The 17,413-nt window shown below is 61.0% G+C and carries 16 protein-coding genes; 6 read left to right on the top strand and 10 right to left on the bottom strand.

The genetic code is table 11. The features are described from left to right. Nucleotides 1–43: 43 nt before the first annotated feature. From ACJ8KE_RS23025 to fabY, 3 genes are read left to right on the top strand one after another with little or no spacing between them, the layout of a single operon-like run. On the top strand, nucleotides 44–937 hold the full coding sequence (locus ACJ8KE_RS23025; protein WP_016929643.1) for a virulence factor BrkB family protein: 894 nt from the start codon (nucleotides 44–46) through the stop codon (nucleotides 935–937). Then, entirely contained in the window at nucleotides 934–1,371 is a 438-nt protein-coding gene (gene dtd, locus ACJ8KE_RS23020) for a D-aminoacyl-tRNA deacylase (protein ID WP_016929644.1), read from the top strand. The genes ACJ8KE_RS23025 and dtd overlap by 4 nt, the downstream gene beginning before the upstream one ends. A 21-nt stretch (nucleotides 1,372–1,392) precedes the next feature. Further along, a complete protein-coding gene (gene fabY / locus ACJ8KE_RS23015) occupies nucleotides 1,393–2,340 on the top strand; it encodes a fatty acid biosynthesis protein FabY (RefSeq protein WP_025304711.1) in 948 nt (315 codons plus the stop codon). Nucleotides 2,341–2,377: 37 nt separating this feature from the next. On the opposite strand, the gene ACJ8KE_RS23010 is transcribed toward fabY, so the two are convergent. Then, nucleotides 2,378–4,039, bottom strand: coding sequence for an AsmA family protein (locus ACJ8KE_RS23010; RefSeq protein WP_442517378.1), 1,662 nt, complete (start codon nucleotides 4,037–4,039; stop codon nucleotides 2,378–2,380). A 128-nt stretch (nucleotides 4,040–4,167) separates the two neighbouring features. Then, the gene (locus tag ACJ8KE_RS23005; RefSeq protein WP_033645176.1) at nucleotides 4,168–5,568 is read right to left on the bottom strand and encodes a nucleobase:cation symporter-2 family protein; all 1,401 of its coding nucleotides are present in this window, start codon (nucleotides 5,566–5,568) and stop codon (nucleotides 4,168–4,170) included. Nucleotides 5,569–5,808: 240 nt separating this feature from the next. On the opposite strand from ACJ8KE_RS23005, the gene gltS reads away from it, so the two are divergent. Next, nucleotides 5,809–7,020: a sodium/glutamate symporter gene (gltS, locus tag ACJ8KE_RS23000; protein ID WP_025304708.1), complete on the top strand. Its 1,212-nt coding sequence runs from the start codon at nucleotides 5,809–5,811 to the stop codon at nucleotides 7,018–7,020. Nucleotides 7,021–7,062: 42 nt separating this feature from the next. Here the strand turns inward: gltS and recG are convergent, their stop codons facing one another. The 6 genes from recG to ACJ8KE_RS22970 all read right to left on the bottom strand — a co-directional run bounded on the left by recG (nucleotide 7,063) and on the right by ACJ8KE_RS22970 (nucleotide 13,754). Beyond that, on the bottom strand, nucleotides 7,063–9,144 hold the full coding sequence (gene recG, locus ACJ8KE_RS22995; RefSeq protein ID WP_115436657.1) for an ATP-dependent DNA helicase RecG: 2,082 nt from the start codon (nucleotides 9,142–9,144) through the stop codon (nucleotides 7,063–7,065). Beyond that, nucleotides 9,141–9,836 carry a tRNA (guanosine(18)-2'-O)-methyltransferase TrmH gene (gene trmH, locus ACJ8KE_RS22990; RefSeq protein WP_033639122.1) on the bottom strand — a complete coding sequence of 232 codons (696 nt, stop codon included), beginning with the start codon at nucleotides 9,834–9,836 and terminating at the stop codon, nucleotides 9,141–9,143. Before trmH ends, recG begins: the two co-directional genes overlap by 4 nt. A 5-nt stretch (nucleotides 9,837–9,841) precedes the next feature. After that, on the bottom strand, nucleotides 9,842–11,953 hold the full coding sequence (gene spoT, locus ACJ8KE_RS22985) for a bifunctional GTP diphosphokinase/guanosine-3',5'-bis pyrophosphate 3'-pyrophosphohydrolase (protein ID WP_015379445.1): 2,112 nt from the start codon (nucleotides 11,951–11,953) through the stop codon (nucleotides 9,842–9,844). Between the two features lie 18 nt (nucleotides 11,954–11,971). After that, nucleotides 11,972–12,247, bottom strand: a complete 276-nt coding sequence (gene rpoZ / locus ACJ8KE_RS22980; RefSeq protein WP_004931221.1) for a DNA-directed RNA polymerase subunit omega — start codon at nucleotides 12,245–12,247, stop codon at nucleotides 11,972–11,974. Between the two features lie 54 nt (nucleotides 12,248–12,301). Next, complete coding sequence (gene gmk, locus ACJ8KE_RS22975; RefSeq protein ID WP_033636481.1) at nucleotides 12,302–12,925, bottom strand: guanylate kinase; 624 nt, start codon at nucleotides 12,923–12,925, stop codon at nucleotides 12,302–12,304. 211 nt (nucleotides 12,926–13,136) lie between these two features. After that, nucleotides 13,137–13,754 (bottom strand): trimeric intracellular cation channel family protein, encoded by a 618-nt coding sequence (locus ACJ8KE_RS22970; RefSeq protein ID WP_025304704.1) that lies wholly within the window; start codon nucleotides 13,752–13,754, stop codon nucleotides 13,137–13,139. Nucleotides 13,755–14,007: 253 nt separating this feature from the next. Here ACJ8KE_RS22970 and ACJ8KE_RS22965 point away from each other — a divergent pair, with 253 nt between their 5' ends. Continuing rightward, nucleotides 14,008–14,442: a DUF3574 domain-containing protein gene (locus ACJ8KE_RS22965; protein WP_049299565.1), complete on the top strand. Its 435-nt coding sequence runs from the start codon at nucleotides 14,008–14,010 to the stop codon at nucleotides 14,440–14,442. A 34-nt stretch (nucleotides 14,443–14,476) separates the two neighbouring features. Here the strand turns inward: ACJ8KE_RS22965 and ACJ8KE_RS22960 are convergent, their stop codons facing one another. Further along, nucleotides 14,477–15,661 (bottom strand): NupC/NupG family nucleoside CNT transporter, encoded by a 1,185-nt coding sequence (locus ACJ8KE_RS22960; protein WP_028128070.1) that lies wholly within the window; start codon nucleotides 15,659–15,661, stop codon nucleotides 14,477–14,479. Between the two features lie 371 nt (nucleotides 15,662–16,032). Between ACJ8KE_RS22960 and ACJ8KE_RS22955 the strand changes: the two genes are divergently transcribed. Continuing rightward, nucleotides 16,033–16,422 (top strand): hypothetical protein, encoded by a 390-nt coding sequence (locus ACJ8KE_RS22955; RefSeq protein ID WP_016929655.1) that lies wholly within the window; start codon nucleotides 16,033–16,035, stop codon nucleotides 16,420–16,422. 55 nt (nucleotides 16,423–16,477) lie between these two features. Here the strand turns inward: ACJ8KE_RS22955 and ACJ8KE_RS22950 are convergent, their stop codons facing one another. Continuing rightward, on the bottom strand, nucleotides 16,478–17,341 hold the full coding sequence (locus tag ACJ8KE_RS22950) for a YicC/YloC family endoribonuclease (protein ID WP_015379441.1): 864 nt from the start codon (nucleotides 17,339–17,341) through the stop codon (nucleotides 16,478–16,480). Nucleotides 17,342–17,413 lie beyond the last annotated feature (72 nt).

The raw sequence follows: 17,413 nt of genomic DNA, 5'->3' as shown, positions 1-17,413 counted from the left end.
CGCGTTAAGCTTAAGGCGTATCAACGGACATCAAGGAGTGACCATGTCGTTTTTCCGCCGCAAGAAGCTGCCCCCTGCGATTAAGCCCGGCGTTACTTTTGGGCGTTTGCTGTACCAGCGCATCGACAACGATGGCCTGACGATGCTGGCGGGCCATCTCGCCTATGTTTCTCTGCTGTCGCTGGTGCCGTTGGTCACCGTGGTGTTCGCGCTGTTCGCCGCTTTCCCGATGTTTGCCGACATCAGCGAACAGCTGAAGCGCTTTGTTTTTGCCAATTTCGTGCCGGCCGCCGGCAATGTGATCCAGAACTACCTGGAGCAGTTCGTCGCCAACTCCAACAAGATGACCGCCGTCGGCACCTGCGGGCTGATTGTTACCGCGCTGTTGCTGATCTCCTCGGTGGACAGCGTGCTGAACACCATCTGGCGCAGCAAGAACAAACGGCCGATCGTCTTCTCCTTCGCCGTGTACTGGATGGTGCTGACGTTGGGGCCGCTGCTGGTGGGCGCCAGCATGGCCATCAGCTCCTACCTGCTGTCGCTCAACTGGCTGGCGCAGACCGGGGTTAACGGGCTGGTGGATCAGGTGCTGCGCATTTTCCCGCTGATTTTGTCGTGCATCTCCTTCTGGTTGCTGTATTGCATCGTGCCGACGGTGCGCGTGCCGCCCAAAGACGCGCTGATCGGCGCGGTGGTGGCCGGATTGCTGTTCGAGCTGGGCAAGAAGGGATTCGCGCTGTACGTCACCATGTTCCCTTCCTATCAGCTGATTTACGGCGTGCTGGCGGTGATCCCGATTTTATTCCTGTGGGTCTACTGGAGCTGGTGTATCGTGTTACTCGGCGCGGAAATCACCGTGACCATCGGCGAATACCGCGACTACCGCCGGCAGAAGGCGGAGCAACAGGAACCAAAACCAGAAGGGCAGCAGGAATGATTGCGTTGATTCAACGGGTGTTAAACGCCAGCGTCACGGTGGGTGGCGAGACGGTAGGCAAGATTGGCCCCGGTTTGTTAGTGTTATTGGGCGTGGAGCAGGGCGATAACGAGCAAAAAGCGCAGCGCTTGTGCGAACGCGTGTTGGGATACCGCATTTTCGGCGACGAGAACGACAAGATGAACCTCAACGTCCAGCAGGCCGGGGGCAGCGTGCTGGTCGTTTCGCAGTTCACCCTGGCGGCGGACACCCAGAAGGGCATGCGGCCCAGCTTCTCGCGCGGCGCCGCGCCTTTGGTCGCCGATCGGTTGTATCAATATTTTGTTGGCCAATGCCGCGAACGCGGCGTAGAGACCCAGACCGGCGAGTTCGCCGCCGACATGCAGGTGGCGCTGGTCAACGATGGTCCGGTGACATTCTGGCTACAGGTCTAAGCATTCGGAGAACAGGCGTCTATGTATCACCTACGAGTACCCGTAACAGAGCAAGAACTGAAGGAATATTACCAGTTTCGCTGGGAAATGCTGCGCAAGCCGCTGCACCAGCCGGTGGGTTCGGAAAAGGATGCCTATGACGCCATGGCCCATCACCAAATGGTGGTGGACGAGGCCGGTAAAATCGTCGCCATCGGGCGGCTGTACATCAATGCCGACAACGAGGCGGCGATCCGTTTTCTGGCGGTAGACCCGACGTTGCAGGATAAAGGGCTCGGGACGCTGGTAGCGATAACGCTGGAGTCCGTCGCGCGGCAGGAAGGCGTGAAGCGGGTAGTGTGCAGCGCCCGTGAAGACGCGGTGGATTTCTTCGCCAAGCTGGGGTTCGTCAATCAGGGCGAGATCACCGCGCCGCAGACCACCCCGATCCGTCACTTCTTGATGATTAAACCGGTGGCGACGCTGGACGATATCCTGCATCGCCCCGACTGGTGCGGCCAATTGCAGCAGGCCTGGTATGAACATATCCCGCTGAGCGAAAAGATGGGCGTGCGCATCAGCCAATACACCGGCCAGCGCTTCGTCACCACCATGCCGGAGATCGGCAACCAGAATCCGCACCATACGCTGTTTGCCGGCAGCCTGTTCTCACTGGCGACGCTGACCGCTTGGGGGCTGATTTGGCTGCTGTTGCGCGAGCGCCATCTCGGCGGCACCATCATTCTGGCGGACGCGCACATTCGCTACAGCAAACCGATCACCGGCAGGCCGCGGGCGGTGGCGGATCTCGGTTCGCTGAGCGGTGATTTGGCGCGTCTGGCGCGCGGCCGCCGCGCGCGCGTGCACGCCGAAGTGCATCTGTTCGGCGATGAGGATAAGGGCGCGGTGTTCGAAGGCACTTACATGGTGCTGCCGGCCGAGCCGGATGTACCGCTGGATCAGGGCGGCTCTGAAGCGCTGGAGGAGTAAGGCGGCGGCCCTGCCTGAGGGCGGGCCGCGCAGTGCATTACGGCAGCTGTTGGTTCACCGTCTGGCCGTCGCCGGCGGTGGCTTGCAGAGTCCCCTTCAATGAAGCTTTGAACGGCCCGTCGCTGTTCAGCAGCCCTTTCAACTGCAGCTCAAGGTTGCCGTCGCCCGTCAGCGGCACCGGCTGCCATCCCCATTGCTGCAAGGTATTGAGCGGTACCGAGCGGCCGTGCAGCATCAGCTGGAACGGCTTGCCCGGCAACTGATCGACGGTCGCTTTGGCCTCAAGCAACCCATTAGGCATGAAGGCGCTGAGTTCGGTGACGGCGATCTGGCTGGCGTCGGCGTTCAGCGCCAGCGAAGGGCGCCGCACGTCGATCTTGTTGAAGGTCGCCTCGCTGCCGTTCAGGTTCAGCGAACCGGACCATATGCCCCACTGGTGGTCGCGCGCCAGCAGCAGGTTGCTGCCATAACCGTCCAGCGCGGTGATCTGGAACGGGAACGCCGGGTTGATGTCGATGATCAGATTGCGGTTGGTGGTCAGCTTGGTGACGTACACCTCGGCCAGCCAGTCCGGCAGCGGTTTCAGCCACAGCTCGCGCCAGTCGATAGGCAGGGTGTACTCCAGCGCCGCCATGGCCACTTCATCCAGCTGCAGGCGTTTGCCGGCGCGCAGCCAATTGCCGGAGGTGCGCAGCAGCCCGCCTTCCCAACGGGTGGTGAACTGCTGAATGGCGATGCCGGCGGAGGAGAGGCGCAGGGTGGCGATCGGGTCGATCAGGTGGAAACCGCCGTTGATCACATCACTGGCATTGGCGTTGAGCGAGCCGTCTTCGCTGCGCCAGTCGCCTTTTTCGATGCTGACGTTTTGCAGCGACAGATCGAGATCGTTAAACGCCCACGCCTTGCCTTCCAGGCGCGCGTCGATCAGATCGAAACGCTTGAGGGTGACCGGCGGCAGGGCGGTAAAGCGCCGCATGAATTCCGCCAACGTCATCGGGGTCTGCAGGCGCACGCCGCTCAGCCGCAGGCGATCCACCTGCCAACTGCCGTCGGTGGCGCGGCTGGCTACGCCGGTCAGGTCGCCCTGCGCCAGATCGGCGCCGAAATTGTTCAACAGCAGCTGACCCTGCTTTTGCTCCCCCTGCACCAACACCTTCGAAGCGGGGATGCCGTTCAGCGTCATCGAACCGGCGCTGAACTGGAACTGATTGTTGTCCCCCAGCAGATGGCCGGCCAGCGGGCGCCACGGCGTGATGCCGGCATTGACCTGCTGCGCGTTGAGCTGCCACGCGTTATCGTTGGATTGCAGCGCCATGTTGCTCAGTTGCAGCACGTCGGCCTGTACAGGCAGCGCCGCAGTCTGCGGCTGCACGTTCAGCGTGCCGTCACGCAGCGTGACGCTGTGGAAATAGCGCGGTTCGGTGATTTGGCGCAGGCTGAGGCCGAGATCGACGCGTTTGGCGGCCAGCGCCTGCGGCTGGCCGCTGCGCGCCAGGTGCACGTCTTCCAGAGCGATCTGGTCCGGTTGGCGCCACGAATGGGTGATTTTTCCTATCGACAGGCGGTATTCGCTGTTGTCGCTGATCCAGGCGCTCAGGCGGCCTGCCGCCCAGCGGGTTTGCCCGACCAGGTACAGCAGCACCACCGCCAGCACGATCAGCAGCAGCAACGTCAGCAACAGCTTTCCGATAAATTTCATCGTCTACATCCGCATCGGTCAAAAAAGATACCCTGTTTATGCCGCAATTGGCTGGGCATCTCAAGGGCAATGGTCTGATAGACAATAAAAAACGGCCGCAAGCGGCCGTTTGAACGCCAATGGGCGGGTTACTTTTTCTCGTGTTCCTGCGGGAACACCAGGTTCAGCACGATGGCGGTAATGCCGCCGGCGGCGATGCCGGAAGAGAGCAGGGTTTTCAGCCAGTCCGGCGCGAACTGCAGGATCAGCGGCTGCTGGGAGACGCCCATGCCGACGGCCAGCGACAGCGCCATGATCATGATGGCGCGGCGGTTCAGGCGCTCGCGCGACACGATGCGCACGCCGGAGGCGGCGATGGTGCCGAACATCACGATGGTCGCGCCGCCCAGTACCGGCTCGGGGATGTGCTGCACGAAGCCGGCCACCGCCGGGAACAGCCCCAGCGCGATCAGCATCAGCGCCACCACGAAGCCGACATAGCGGCTGGCGACGCCGGTCAGCTGGATCACGCCGTTGTTCTGGCCGAAGCAGGAGTTGGGGAAGGTGTTGAATACCGCCGACAGCATCGAGTTCAGGCCGTTGGCCAGTACGCCGCCCTTCAGGCGCTTCATGTACAGCGGCCCGCTGACAGGCTGCTCGGAGACGTCGGAAGTGGCGGTGATGTCGCCGATGGTTTCCAGCGAGGTGACCATAAAGATCAGCATCAGCGGCAGCAGCAGGTTCCAGTCGAAGCCCAGGCCGTAATAGAGCGGCGTGGGGATGGTGATCGCCGCCGTTGGAGCTGCCGGTGCGTCGGCGGGCAGCATGTCCATCGCCCAGGCCAACAGATAACCGACCGCCATGGCGATCACCAGCGAAGCGACGCGCAGGTAAGGGTTGCGCTGGCGGTTCAGCAGGATGATGACCGCCAGCACCGCGCCGGCCAGCAGCAGGTTTTTCGGTGAGCCGAAGCTGTGATCGTTCATCGCGGCATAACCGCCGCCGATCGAGGTCAGACCGACCTGAATCAGCGACAGGCCAATGATCATCACCACGATGCCGGAAACCAGCGGGGTGATGATGCGGCGCGCCAGATGCAGCACGCGCGACAGTAAAATTTCGGTGCAAGAAGCGACCATCAGGGTGCCGAACAGCGCGGCCATCATGGTCGGCACGTCGGCGCCGCCGTTTTTCAGCGCCAGGCCACCCATGATCAATGGCGAAACGAAGTTGAAGCTGGTGCCCTGAATCGACAACAGCCCGGAGCCCACCGGCCCCCAGGTTTTGATTTGCAGAATGGAAGCCAGACCGGAAGCGAACAGCGACATGCTGATGATGTGTTGGGTATCCTGCGCCGGCAGACCCAGCGCCTGGCAGATCAGCAGCGCCGGAGTGATCACCGCAACGAACATCGCCAACAGGTGCTGGCCGGCGGCAAACAGCGTTTGCGGCAGCGGCGGGCGGTCTTCGAGGCGATAAATCAGTTCGCTGGCGCGGGGTTCAGAGGCGGTTTGGCGTGCGGCATCAAGCTCGGAGGATGACATGCTCATGGTGTGGCGTTTCCAGATACGGCAAAGCAGGCATTTTAATGCGCCGCCCCGCAAAAGCAAACGGTTGCGCCTAAATATTATGTTGCCGGCTTTCTCGTTTATGTCGCATTTTCATTCATTTTTTCTTGTCATCTCAGCGTTTTTTACTTCTAATCCTGCACTCATCAAGTTTAAAAACTAAGTGGTTTTCTATAACTTATTATTTTTATTTGGATCTTTTCCCTTACATGGAGTACCTGGATGTTTCATCTTGATACTTATGGCACGTTAGTCGCGGCGACGCTGGTTTTGCTTCTCGGAGGCAAGTGCGTCAGAAGCATTCCCCTGCTGCGAAAATATACCATTCCCGCTCCCGTCGCCGGCGGTTTGCTGGTGGCCCTCCTGCTGTTAGCCCTGAAAAAGTTCGCCAACTGGGAAATCAGCTTTGACATGTCGCTGAAGGATCCGCTGATGCTGGCCTTCTTCGCCACCATCGGCCTGAACGCCAACCTGGCGCGGTTGCGCGCCGGCGGCAAGGCGCTGATGGTATTCCTGTTCGTGGTGCTGGGGCTGCTGCTGGTGCAGAACGCCATCGGCATCGGCATGGCGAAAATGCTGGGGTTGGATCCGCTGATGGGCCTGATCGCCGGGTCGATCACCCTGTCGGGCGGCCACGGCACCGGGGCGGCCTGGAGCAAGCTGTTCATCGAGCGCTACGGCTTTGAAAACGCGACGGAAGTCGCCATGGCCTGCGCCACCTTCGGCCTGGTGCTGGGCGGCCTGATCGGCGGCCCGGTGGCGCGCTATCTGGTCAAACACTCCTCTACGCCGGAAGGCACCCCGGAAGACAGCGTGCAGCCGAGCGGTTTCGAGAAGCCGGAAAGCGGTCGCCTGATCACCTCGCTGGTGATGATCGAAACCATCGCCATGATCGCCATCTGTCTGAGCCTGGGGCAGCTGATTGCCGGCCTGCTGAACGGTACGGTGTTTGAGCTGCCTAACTTCGTTTGCGTGCTGTTCGTCGGGGTGATCCTCAGCAACACCCTGGCCTTCACCGGTTTCTATACCGTGTTCGAACGTGCGGTATCGGTGCTGGGTAATGTCAGCCTGTCGCTGTTCCTGGCGATGGCGTTGATGAGCCTGCGCCTGTGGGAGCTGGCTTCGCTGGCGTTGCCGATGCTGGCGATCCTGGCGGTGCAGACGCTGGTGATGGCGCTGTACGCGATCTTTGTTACTTACCGGGTGATGGGCAAGAACTACGACGCGGCGGTGCTGGCCGCCGGCCACTGCGGCTTCGGCATGGGCGCCACGCCGACGGCGATCGCCAACATGCAGGCGATCACCGATCGCTTCGGCCCGTCGCATCTGGCGTTTCTGGTGGTGCCGATGGTGGGGGCGTTCTTTATCGATATCGCCAACGCCATCGTCATCAAGCTGTATCTGCTGCTGCCGGTGTTCCCGGCGGTGGGGTGATATCGCGAGTCATCACGAAAAGGGCGCCGCAGGCGCCCTTTTTTATGCGTTGGAGTAGCGCGCCTTCTCCGGCAGCCAGCGTTCGATCAGCGCCTGGGCGTGTTCCGGATAGTGCTGATGGAGATGGCGAGCGACGCGCTGCACTTCGGGGATCATCGCCTGGTCGCGCAGCAGATCCGCCACCTTGAATTCGGCGCTGCCGGTCTGGCGGGTGCCCAGCAGCTCGCCCGGGCCGCGGATCTCCAGATCGCGCTGCGCGATGACGAAGCCGTCGTTGCTGTCGCGCAGCACTTGCAGGCGTGTTTGCGCGGTTTTGCTCAGCGGCGTTTTGTACAGCAACACGCAGTGTGAGGCCACGGCGCCGCGTCCTACGCGGCCGCGCAGCTGGTGCAGCTGCGCCAGGCCCAGCCGTTCCGGGTTTTCGATGATCATCAGGCTGGCGTTCGGCACGTCGACGCCGACTTCGATCACCGTGGTGGCGACCAACAGCTGCAGCTCGCCCTGTTTAAACGCCTGCATCACCGCCTGCTTTTCCTGCGCTTTCATGCGGCCGTGCACCAGCGCTACCTTCAGCTCCGGCAGCGCGGTTTTCAATTCTTCCCAAGTGGCTTCCGCCGCCTGCGCTTCCAGCAGCTCGGACTCTTCGATCAGCGTGCACACCCAGTAAGCCTGTCGCCCCTCTTCCAGACAGGCGCTTTTCACCCGCTGAATGATGTCGGCGCGGCGGGTATCGGGAATGGCGACAGTGGTCACCGGCGTACGGCCCGGCGGCAGCTCGTCGATGACCGAGGTATCGAGATCGGCGTAGGCGGTCATTGCCAGCGTGCGCGGGATCGGCGTGGCGGTCATGATCAGCTGATGGGCGTGGAAGCCTTGCTCTTCGCCTTTCTCCCACAGCGCCAGCCGCTGATGCACCCCGAAGCGGTGCTGCTCATCGATGATCACCAGCGCCAGGCCGTTGAACTGCACCTGCTCCTGGAAGATGGCGTGGGTGCCGACCACCATCGACACCTGGCCGCTGGCGATGGCTTCCTGCTGTGCAATGCGCGCCTTGCCTTTCTGCTTGCCGGCCAGCCAGCCGACTTCCAACCCCAGCGGTTCGAACCACTGGCGGAAGTTGTTGGCATGCTGTTCGGCCAGCAGCTCGGTCGGCGCCATCAGCGCCACCTGCTTGCCGTGCGCGATGGCGCGAAGCGCCGCCAGCGCCGCCACCAGCGTTTTGCCGGAGCCGACGTCGCCCTGCACCAGCCGCATCATCGGGAAGTCTTTTTGCATATCGGCTTCGATGTCGGCCACCACGCGCGTTTGCGCGCCGGTCGGCGAGAACGGCAACTGGGCGAGAAAACGGTTTTTCAGCCGATCGTCCGGCAGCAGCGGCTGCGCCTGATAGCTCTGCGCGCCGGCGCGCACCGCCAGCATGCTGAGGTTATGCGCCAGCAGCTCTTCGAGGATCAGACGCTTTTGCGCCGGGTGTTTGCCCAGCTCCAGATCCGCCAGCTGGATGTCCGGCGGCGGGCGGTGCAGGGTGTGCAGCGCCTGCGGCAGGCTCATCAGGCCGCCGCTCAGCTCCGGCGGCAGCAGCTCGGCGATGGCGCAGGTATCCAGCAGCGCCAGCGCCTGATCGGTCAGCTTGCGCAGCGTGGCCTGCCGCACCCCTTCGGTGGTGGGGTAAACCGGCGTCAGCGACTCCTGCAGCTCAACCTCGCTGGTTTCGCCCTGAATACGGTATTCCGGATGGATGATCTCCGCGCCGTGGTTGCCGCGTTTGATCTCGCCGTAGGCGGTCACGCGGCGGCCGGTGGCCAGGCTGTTTTTCATTGCGGCGTTGAAGTTGAAGAACCGCATGGTGAGGATGCCGGTGCCGTCGCTGATCTGGCAGGTCAGCATGCGGCGGCGGCCGAAGCTGATGTCGCTGCGCAGCACTTCCCCTTCTACCGTGGCGTAGATGCCCGGCAGCAGATCGTTGATCGGGTAGAGGCGGGTGCGGTCTTCGTAGCGCAGCGGCAGGTGCAGCAGCAGATCCTGAATGGTGTCGAGGCCAAGCTTGGCCAGTTTGCCCGCCTGGCTGGCGCCAACCCCGGAAAGCGTGGTGAGTGGGACAGCATCCAGCAGGCGGCCTTTCATTTGCGCACCGTCGCCTGCATGGCCGCCCACCATTCGGCGCTGGCGACCACCTGGCCCTGTTCGTCGATCTGCGGACGCGGCAGCCCCTTGCGCTTGGCCACGTTGGCCAGCACCGGATAGCCGCCTTCGAACAGCAGACGCTGCTGCTCTTCTTCGTCCAACATGCTGTTGTCGCGGCGGTACAGGCCGGCGTTTTGCCGCTGGCGCTGCGCCTCATACAGGATCAGCGCCGAAGCCACGGAGACGTTGAGCGATTGCACCATGCCGATCATCGGAATGACGATGTCTTGATCGGCGAGCGCCAGCGCTTCTTCGGTGATGCCGGTTTTTTCCTGGCCGAGCAGCACGCAGGTTGGCCGGGTGTAGTCCACCTCGCGGAAATCGACCGCGCGCGCAGACAGGTTGGTGGCCAGAATTTGCATGCCCTGCGCTTTCAGGTGACCGACCGCGTCGCCGATGGTGGGATGGGTTTTAACGCTGACCCAGCTGTTGCTGCCGGCGGCGGAGGAAACCAGGGTGCGCATGCGGGTGGTGGGCCACACGGCGTGGACCTGATGCACGCCGACGGCGTCGGCGGTGCGGATAATGGCGGAGACGTTATGCGGCTTGTGCACCTGCTCCAGGCAGACCGTCAGATCCGGCTGCCGGGTCGCAAGCATTTCACAAATCCGCGCATAGCGTTCAGGACTCATAAGCGCTAGTTTCGGTTGCGGTTAACTTTGATCACATCCGGCATGATACGGATTTTACGCATAATGTTTGCCAAATGGATGCGATCGCGGGTGGTCAAGCGGATAAAGGCGCTATAAACCCGACCGTCTTTCTCTTCGGTGTTCAGGCTCTGAATATTGGACTCGGCCGCGTTGATCGCCGCCGTCAGGTTGGCCAGCGCGCCCTGGTGGTTAAACATATCCACCTTGATCTCGGCGATGAACTCCTGCTCGGTCTCTTTATCCCACTCAACCGCCATGAACTTCTCAGGCTCTTTCTGATAGCCGCGAATATTGCGGCAAGATTCATGGTGGATCACCAGCCCTTTGCCCGGACTGACGTGAGCGATAATCGGGTCGCCCGGAATCGGACGGCAGCACTTGGCGAAGGTGATCAACACGCCGTCGGCGCCCTTGATGGCCAGGTTACGCACGCCGGAGGTGGTGCCTAGGCTGGACTGATCGCCCTGCAGATTCTTCGCCACCACCACGCTCATGGCGTTGCCGAGGCCGATTTCCGCCAGCAGATCGTCCAGCGTTGCCAGCTTCATGCGGTCCAGCTCGTGCTGAATGTTTTCCTGCGGGATTTCGGCCAGCTTGCGGCTGCCGCCCAACGCATGGTTGAGCAGACGGCGGCCGAGGCCAACGGAGTCATCGCGCTTGAGGTTCTTCAACATCTGGCGAATTTTGGCGCGTGCTTTCGAGCTGACCACGAAGTTCAGCCAGGCGGCGTTGGGCCGCGCGCCCGGTGCGGTGATGATCTCGACGGTCTGGCCGCTGGTCAGCGACTGTGACAGCGGGTATGGCTGACGATCGACGCGCGCGCCGACGCAGGCATGGCCGATATCGGTATGCACCGCATAGGCGAAGTCGACCGGCGTGGCGCCGGCGGGCAGCTCGACGATGCGGCCTTCCGGGGTGAAAACGTAAATCTCATCCGGGAACAGATCGGATTTGACGCTCTCGATAAATTCAAACGAACTGCCGGCGCTTTGCTGCAGCTCCAGCAGGCTTTGCATCCAGCGTTGGGCGCGGATCTGCGCCGTGGTGCCGGTTTCGCCCTGTTCTCTTTCCTTGTAAGCCCAGTGCGCGGCCACCCCCATCTCAGCCATCTGGTCCATGTCTTCGGTGCGGATCTGCACTTCGACCGGTACGCCGTGCGGGCCGATCAGCGAGGTATGCAGCGATTGATAGCCGTTGGCCTTGGGAATGGCGATGTAATCTTTCACCCGCCCCGGGCGCGGTTTATACAGGCTGTGCACCTGGCCGAGTACGCGGTAGCAGGTATCGACCTCTTTCACGATCACCCGGAACGCGTAGATATCCATGATGGAATGGAAACGCTGTTCTTTCAGGTGCATCTTGAGGTAGATGGAGTAGAGGTGTTTTTCCCTTCCGCTGACGCGGCAGGCGATGCCGGCCTCGGTCAGCCGCCCTTCGATCTCGGAGAGGATTTTTTGAATCATCTCTTTGCGATTGCCGCGCGCGGCTTTCACCACTTCCTTGATCACGCGATAGCGGTTTGGGTACAGCGCCTCGAAGCCCAGCTCTTCCAACTCGGTTTTCAGGTGATGAATACCCAGACGGTGGGCGAGGGGGCTGTAGATTTCCAGGGTTTCACGCGCGATGCGCCGGCGTTTGTCGGGGCGCAGCGAACCGAGGGTGCGCATGTTGTGCGTACGGTCGGCCAGCTTGATCAGCACGACGCGGATATCCTGCACCATCGCCATGATCATCTTGCGGAAGTTTTCCGCCTGCGCTTCTTTCTTGTCCTGGAACTTCAGTTTGTCGAGCTTGGAGACGCCCTCAACCAGTTCGGCGACGCTCTTGCCGAACAGCTGTTCCATATCTTGATAGGTGGCCGGGGTGTCTTCGATGACGTCGTGCAACAACGCCGCCATCAGCGTCTCGTGGTCGAGACGCATTTCCGCCAGGATGCAGGCCACGGCGACCGGGTGAGTAATGTAGGGCTCACCGCTGGAGCGTGTCTGGCCCTCGTGCGCGTCGCGCGCGACGAGGTATGCCTGTTTGAGGCGCTTAATCTGCTCCTCGGGCAGGTAACGTTGAATCAGCAGATTCAGGCTTTCAAACAGGTACAAGGCGGACTCGCTGTCTAATTAACGACGACCTTCAGCAATCGCGGTAACCGCTTGAATCTCTGCGGCTTCCTGCTCTTGCTGCTCCTGGCGCTCACGCACGTCGAGGATCTGGCTGGTGATCAGGCCTTCTTCGATTTCGCGCAGGGCGATAACGGTGTACTTGTCGTTCTCTTCCGGAACCAGTGCATCTTTGCCGCCGGTCTGGATCTGACGCGCCCGACGAGCAGCGACCAACACCAGGTCAAAACGGTTACCAATTTTCTCTACAGCGTCTTGAACAGTTACGCGTGCCATATTTGTGCTACTCCACAGGTGACGAAAAGACTGGGCATGATACTGAAACTGCCTTCAGTCTGCCAATAGTTTGCTGATTAAAGCGTCATGCCGCAGCAACTGGCGGCCCAAACGCAGGCGTTCGGCGCGAATGATGGTCTTCAGATCGGACAGCGCCAGATCGAAGTCATCGTTCACGATCAGGTAATCGTACTCCGCGTAATGCGTCATTTCCGCCACGGCCTGAGCCATGCGTTTGGCGATCACCTCTTCGGAGTCCTGCCCGCGCCCGCGCAGGCGACGGCCCAGTTCCTCCTTCGACGGCGGCAGAATGAAGATGCTGCGCGCCTGCGGCATTTTGGCGCGGATTTGCTGCGCGCCCTGCCAGTCGATATCCAGAAACACATCCACGCCGGTCGACAAGACTTGTTCGATGGCGGCGCGCGAGGTGCCGTAATAGTTGCCGAACACTTCGGCGTGCTCAAGAAACGCATCCTGCTCGATCATCCGGCGGAATTCGTCTTTCGAGACGAAGAAATAGTGCTCGCCGTGATTTTCACCCGGGCGGCTGTCGCGCGTGGTGTGCGAAACCGAAACCTGCGTGTCGTACAGCGGTTGCGTCTTTAACAAAGCCTGAATCAGACTTGATTTACCTGCGCCACTGGGAGCAGAGACAATATAAAGCGTGCCTTGAGCCATGATGATGTTCGTTGATAACGGTTGATATGCCAAAAACAGCGGATGTGTATTTTCTCCGCACAGTATACACGGCTAACGCGCCGGGTGCAGCGTTAGCTCGCATTTTGCCCGCGGCTTTGCGTGGAAAAAGCGTCGAATGAGCGAATATGCGCGCTGAAGAGCGACATTTTTGCAGTTTTGGCCTCGGCGGCGGCGCGTTGCCGCCCCGAGATCAGTGATCCGGATGCTGGTAGTTGAACACCGGCAGGCCGAGGCGGAAGCGCAGGGCGATCAGACGCGCGCTCAGGCCGGCGACCAGCGTGAGGATCACCACCAGATTGTGCGGCAGGCTGAGGTGCTGCAGGCCGATATACAGCCAGGCGGCGCTGAAGGAGATGCCGGCGTAGATCTCTTTCTGGAAAACCAGCGGGATGCGGTTGCAGAACATATCGCGCAGCACCCCGCCGAAGACGCCGGTGATCACTGCGGCGATGGCGGCGATAATCGCGCTGTGCCCCATATCCAGCGCCACCTGGGCGCCGATGATCGAGAAAACGATCAGTCCGACGGCGTCGAGCACCAGGAACAGGCGGCGCAGATGGCGCATCAGGGGAGCCACCCAGGTGGTGACGATCGCCGCTATCGCGACGATGACGATGTATTCCGGGTGTTTGACCCAGCCCAATGGAAAATGCCCGAGCAACATATCGCGCACCGACCCGCCGCCGATTGCGGTGACAGAGGCGATGATGATCACGCCGAACATGTCCATTTGGCGGCGGCCGGCCGCCAGCGCGCCGGTCATGGCTTCGGCGGTGATGCCGATGATATAAAGGATGCTCAGTAACATAAGGGGTTCACAGCGTACTTGCGTCAGAATGATGGCCGGCAGGGTAATCGCCGCCGAGGACGCGCGCCACTGAGTTTTTTTCACCGATGGCGTTTCGGATTAATATAGCTAATCCAAACTCCGTTTTTATTGCCGATAACCAGCCTTTTTTAACATCTGGCTGTTAATGAAAGCATTAGAAATTTCGCGCTAATTTCCATCGCTGACTATGATTTTTGCAGCGAATTCTTCAACCGAAAAATCGAGATTGCAGATGAAAAACTCCCCGAGACTGGCCGCCGGCGCCGTGGTGGCCGCCCTGCTGCTGAGCGGCTGCGTGGCGCCAGGCCACCAGGCAACGTCACCCGCCCCGGTTTGCCGCACCGGTGATCCGCTGGTGCAAACAACGCTCTACTTCGGCCTGAACCGCCCTGCGGGGCCGGCGATCACCGCCGCCGAGTGGCAAACCTTCGTCGATAGCCAGGTGACGCCGCGCTTTAAAGACGGGCTGACGGTGTTTGATGCCAAAGGCCAGTGGCTGGGCCACGACGGCAAACTGGCGCGCGAGAACAGCAAGGCGCTGCTGTTGATCCATGCGCCGGGCAAAGAGAGCGAGGCGAATATCGAGGCGCTGCGCAGCGGCTATAAGCAGCAGTTTGCGCAGGATTCGGTAATGCGGGTGGATGCGCCGGTGTGCGTGGCGTTTTAAAGCGAACTCCCGGCCCTGTGGCCGGGAGTGGGGATTACAGCACCAGGCCGGCGATGGCCGCCGACAACAGGCTCACCAGCGTCGAGCCGTAAACCAGCTTCAGGCCAAAACGGGAAACCACGTTGCCTTGCTGCTCGTTCAGCCCCTTGATGGCGCCGGCGACGATGCCGATGGAGGCGAAGTTGGCGAACGACACCAGGAACACCGACAGAATGCCCAACCCGCGCGGCGACAGCTCCGCCGCGATCTTCTTCAGCTCAATCATCGCCACGAATTCGTTGGCCACCAGTTTGGTCGCCATGATGCTGCCCGCCTTCAGGGCCTCCTCCGCCGGGATGCCGATCAGCCAGGCCAGCGGATAGAACACGTAGCCGAGGATTTGCTGGAAGCTGATGCCGAGCACTGCCGAGAACAGCGCATTGACGGCGGAGATCAGCGCGATAAAGCCGATCAGCATCGCCGCGATGATCATCGCAATTTTGAAGCCGGCCAGAATGTACTCGCCCAACATTTCGAAGAAGCTCTGATCTTCGTGCAGCTTGTTCAGCTTCAGCTCCGGCTCGTCTTCGACCTGATACGGGTTGATGATCGACAGGATGATGAAGGTGCTGAACATATTAAGGATCAACGCCGCTACCACGTACTGCGCGTCGATCATCGACATGTAGGCGCCGACGATGGAGAGCGATACCGTCGACATGGCGGTCGCGGCCATGGTGTACATGCGGCGCGGCGAGATGTCGCCGATGATGCCCTTGTAGGCGATGAAGTTCTCCGACTGCCCCAGCACCAGCGTGCTGACGGCGTTGAACGATTCCAGCTTGCCCATGCCGTTGACCTTGGACAGCAGGGTGCCCACCAGACGGATGATCAGCGGCAGGATGCGGAAATGCTGCAAAATGCCGATCAGGGCGGAAATAAAGATGATAGGGCACAAAACGCCGAGGAAGATAAACGCCAGGCCATCTTTGCTCATGCCGCCGAACACGAACTCCGACCCTTGGGCGGCGTAGGCGAGCAGGGTGTCGAAGAAGCCGGCGACGTGCTTGATCACGCTGAGCCCGCTGGCGGAGTGCAGGAAGAAATAGGCCAGCGCGCCTTCGATCACCAACAGCTGGATGATATAGCGCAGGCGGATTTTCTTGCGATTATTGCTGACCAGCAGCGCTAGGGCGACGATCACCACCAGGGCCATAATAAATTGCAGAATTTGTGGCATAAACGGTCCGTACGGTTCACGGGCAGGAAAAAAACACATTTAGCCACAGCATCGCCGTCCTTTCATTACCTTGCGTGATAATTAGAACAAAATACTTATGGCATGCGGGATATCTTGCCGATTGTCATCCGCACGCGCTGCTCGGCAGTTTTTCATAAGCCCCCGACGTTCCTTAGTGGGCTGTCTTCCATGATGCCTGCCGGCTCGCAGCCTGATGCAACCACCGTCCCGCACGTTCAGGCGCCCGGAATCTGGCTCGCAATGGGCGATTTTTCCCGGCGCAAAGCGTGGTTTTCTCGGCTAAGGCGGAGAAACATGTTTGGGCAAGGCGCCGCGACCGGCGCGCATTTTATCGAACAAGGAGGCGAACGATGAATACCGGTATGTTGCTCAGGGCGCTGGCCAACGGCGTTAATCCCGACACCGGCGAGCTGTTGAAACCGGCTTCAGCGGCCTGCGCGCCGGAGGCTATCCGGCTGCTGTTCGCATTGGCCAGCGAGTTCGACGGCGAATCCGAACTGCAGAAAAAAGCCAGGTTGACGCCGGAGGAGAAGCGGCAGATGAATCTGGCCGAGGGCCGGCCGGCCAATGCCTGCTTCCCCTGGTCGGAAGAAGAAAAACTGCGGCTGCGTGAGAGCCATGCGGCTGGGGCGACGCTGGAAGCGCTGAGTGATGAGTTTGAGCGCTCAACCTGGAGCATTGCGGTGCAGCTGCAGAAAATGGGGCTGATGGAGGAAGAGCAGGCGGCCGCCTATCGCTGATCTGCAGCCATAAAAAAGCCCGCTTGGCGCGGGCTTGATGGCGTGCGGAGCGGGATCACTCGATGTTCTGGATCTGCTCGCGCATTTGCTCGATCAACACCTTCAGCTCGATGGCGGAGGCGGTGACGTCGGCATTGATTGACTTGGAGGCCAGGGTGTTCGATTCGCGGTTGAACTCCTGCATCATAAAGTCGAGGCGGCGGCCGACGGCTTCTTTCTTCTTCAGGATGTTGTGCGTCTCTTTCACGTGCGCTTCCAGACGATCCAGTTCTTCGGCGACGTCGATGCGCTGCGCCATCAGCACCAGCTCTTGCTCCAGGCGGGTGTTTTCCAGCTGCACCTGCGCCTCTTCCAGCTTGCTGACCAGGCGCTCGCGCTGCCATTGCAGGATGTTCGGCATCTGGGCGCGCACTTTGACCACTTCGGCGCTGACGCCGTCGAGGCGCTGTTCGATCAGCGTTTTCAGCGCGGCGCCTTCGCTTTCGCGTGCGACGATAAAGTCATCCAGCGCGCCGTCCAGCGCCTGCATCAGCTCGGCGCTGATGGCGTCCAGATCCTGCTCCTGCGCGGACATCACGCCCGGCCAGCGCAGCACGTCGATCGGGTTGATTTCCCCTTCGTCGCTCTGCATTTTCACCCAGTTGGCGGCTTCGACCAGCTGTTTGGCCAGTTTTTCGTTCAGGATCAGCGAGCTTTGCGCGCTTGGATCCAGTTCGAAACGTAGGTTGCATTCGACTTTGCCGCGGGTCAGGCGGCCACGGATACGTTCACGGATCACCGGCTCCAGGCTGCGGAATTGTTCCGGCAGGCGGATGTAGGTTTCTAAGTAGCGCTGGTTAACGGAACGCAGCTCCCAGGCTGCGCTGCCCCATTCACCCTTGATTTCACGCCGGGCGTAGGCGGTCATGCTGCGGATCATTGATGCGTACCCGTAATAGGAAAAGATGAGGCGATTATAGCGTCGCGGCTGCGGGCAGGATAGGCATTACGT

Source organism: Serratia sp. CY56464 (assembly GCF_052168435.1).
In the GTDB taxonomy this organism is placed as follows: domain Bacteria; phylum Pseudomonadota; class Gammaproteobacteria; order Enterobacterales; family Enterobacteriaceae; genus Serratia; species Serratia marcescens.
This window is presented reverse-complemented; position numbering and strand designations above follow the sequence as displayed.